The organism is Escherichia sp. E3659, from assembly GCF_005781135.1.
Classification (GTDB): Bacteria; Pseudomonadota; Gammaproteobacteria; order Enterobacterales; family Enterobacteriaceae; genus Escherichia.
In genome coordinates this window covers 1-2,758 of the sequence record NZ_VATQ01000068.1, presented here as the reverse complement: position 1 = coordinate 2,758, position 2,758 = coordinate 1, and the positions used below count along the sequence as shown (strand labels likewise).

The 2,758-nt window shown below is 51.0% G+C and carries 2 protein-coding genes and 1 pseudogene; all 3 read left to right on the top strand.

Going from position 1 to position 2,758, the window contains the following annotated elements:
• Positions 1–391, top strand: a 391-nt coding sequence (locus FEK47_RS24910; protein ID WP_023909172.1) for an ISAs1 family transposase, incomplete at its 5' end; no start/stop codon positions are given.
• Between the two features lie 12 nt (positions 392–403).
• Positions 404–1,630: pseudogene (locus FEK47_RS24905) on the top strand (RHS repeat domain-containing protein); the annotation flags it as partial.
• 394 nt (positions 1,631–2,024) lie between these two features.
• Positions 2,025–2,441 carry a hypothetical protein gene (locus FEK47_RS24900; protein WP_135486889.1) on the top strand — a complete coding sequence of 139 codons (417 nt, stop codon included), beginning with the start codon at positions 2,025–2,027 and terminating at the stop codon, positions 2,439–2,441.
• The last annotated feature ends 317 nt before the right edge of the window (positions 2,442–2,758 follow it).

The window sequence follows — 2,758 nt, the reverse complement described above, 5'->3', positions numbered from 1 at the left end:
TTTCACGTTTGAATGGAAAGGGCTGAAGAAATTATGCGTGGCAGTCTCCTTTCGGTCCATAATAGCAGAACAAAAGAAAGAGCCCGAAATGACGGTCAGATATTATATCAGTTCTGCTGATTTAACCGCTGAGAAGTTCGCCACAGCGATCCGAAATCACTGGCACGTGGAGAATAAGCTGCACTGGCGTCTGGACGTGGTAATGAATGAAGACGACTGCAAAATAAGAAGAGGAAATGCAGCAGAATTATTTTCAGGGATACGGCACATTGCTATTAATATTTTGACGAATGATAAGGTGTTCAAGGCAGGGTTAAGACGTAAGATGCGAAAAGCAGCCATGGACAGAAACTATCTCGCGTCAGTCCTTGCGGGGAGCGGGCTTTCGTAATCTTGCCCTGCCCCCGCAGGCCAGTTACAGAGTCAGCACCTGAACAGCCTGGTATATGACCGTGACTACGGGTGGAATGACAACGGCGACCTGGTGCGCATCAGCGGCCCGCGACAGACGCGGGAATACGGCTACAGTGCCACGGGCAGGCTGGAGAGTGTGCGCACCCTCGCACCGGACCTGGACATCCGCATCCCGTATGCGACGGACCCGGCGGGAAACCGTCTGCCGGACCCGGAGCTGCACCCGGACAGCACACTCACGGCGTGGCCGGATAACCGCATCGCGGAGGACGCGCACTATGTCTACCGTTACGATGAATACGGCAGGCTGACGGAGAAGACGGACCGTATCCCGGCGGGTGTGATACGGACGGACGACGAGCGGACCCATCTCTATCACTACGACAGCCAGCACCGTCTGGTGTTCTACACGCGGATACAGCATGGCGAGCCACTGGTGGAGAGCCGCTACCTCTATGACCCGCTGGGCCGCCGGACGGGAAAACGGGTGTGGCGTCGCGGGCGTGACCTGACGGGGTGGATGTCGCTGTCGCGTAAACCGGAGATGACATGGTACGGCTGGGACGGTGACAGGCTGACGACGATACAGACCGACACCACGCGTATCCAGACGGTATACGAGCCGGGGAGCTTCTCACCGCTCATCCGCATCGAAACGGAGAACGGCGAACGGGAGAAAGCGCAGCGCCGCAGTCTGGCGGAGAAGCTGCAGCAGGAAGGGAGTGAGGACGGTCACGGTGTGGCGTTCCCGCCTGAACTGGTGATGATGCTGGACAGGCTGGAGGAGGAAATCCGGGCAGACCGCGTGAGCAGTGAAAGCCACGCGTGGCTTGCGCAGTGCGGGCTGACGGTGGAGCAACTGGCCAGACAGGTGGAGCCGGAATACACGCCGGCGCGCACGCTGCATCTGTACCACTGTGACCACCGGGGCCTGCCGCTGGCGCTCATCAGTGAAGACGGCAATACGGCGTGGAACGGGGAGTATGATGAGTGGGGCAACCAGCTGAATGAAGAGAACCCGTATCACCTGCACCAGCCATACCGTCTGCCGGGCCAGCAGTCCGATGAGGAGTCGGGGCTGTACTACAATCGTCACCGGTACTATGATCCGTTGCAGAGACGGTACATCACCCAGGACCCCATTGGGCTGAAAGGCGGGTGGAATCTGTATCAGTATCCGCTGAATTCGGTGCAGTCTGTAGACCCGATGGGATTGGTGCCAAATCCGGCAGAAGCTGCATGCATTGCCGGTCCGAATCCTGTTTGTGGTGTAGGTGTTGTAGCCGATGGTGTGACATACTTGATGGTTGCTTTAGGCGCGGGAGCGGTGATTGATAATATGGATGCACCATCGGTACCGCTATTGATTCAGGATAAAGCGGGATCAGGGGCTTGCGGACAAACGTCGGGGAGGTCGTTGACTTGCCAGACTGCTTTGGATGATTGTGCGGAAGAGCGAAGAGGATGTGTTAGTACTTGTTCAACAGCCTCTTCTGATTTTCAGCAACCACGAGTATGGTCTGGATCGTTTGGGGCCTGTATGAAAGGGTGTCTACCGATCAGATGTGGCGGTGCTTCTGGGTTTTGATATTTTAAGAAGAGAGTGATAAATGAACGATAAAAATAAAGAATTAAGGGAAAGGTATCATGATGCGTGGGAGGCTGGAAATATACGAGAGTCAATCGGTTTTCTCCAGGAGATTATAGATAATGGCGAAGGTGATTTGAGTGATTATTATTCTATTGGTGAAAGATACTTTGAGTGTGAAGAGTATGAAAACGCTATCGGGATATTAACTATTTGCCTTCAAAAAGGCAGGGAACTATCCAATACATGGTTTCAAAGTTGCGCTTATCTTTTACGAGCATATGCACTAATCACATTAAACAAGACAGATGAAGCCAGGAATGATATTCAGCATATTCCTGATGATACAAGTGTTACGTGGTTATATAAACATCCAGAATCTGAGATAAGTAAGTTGTTAGTGATTCAAAAGCTGGATGCCCTTACTGCTAAACATTAATTGCAGAAGCTTTTTCATTCCGGCACAAACAATACTTTTCCCGGTGTTGCCTTTTGCTTTTAATCTGGCTTTTAAAGCAATCAGCAATGGATTATGAGTTAGTGTACAGACCGCTGGCATATATAGCGCCAGGGAAAGATCATCAGAAGTACACTTTTTGTACTAAATAATTCGCATTTTATGTTTAAAAATTGAGATATTCCTCATTACCTGAAGCTGTTTTTTATTACTTATACATGATCAAATACTCCTTGCATAATTAAGGAGAGCAAAATGGAACTTAAAAAATTGATGGGACATATTTCTATTATTCCCGA

Bases quoted from the DNA above. Each gene is read 5' to 3' on its own strand.
- FEK47_RS24900 (WP_135486889.1), top strand. From the start codon at position 2,025: ATGAACGATAAAAATAAAGAATTAAGGGAAAGGTATCATGATGCGTGG.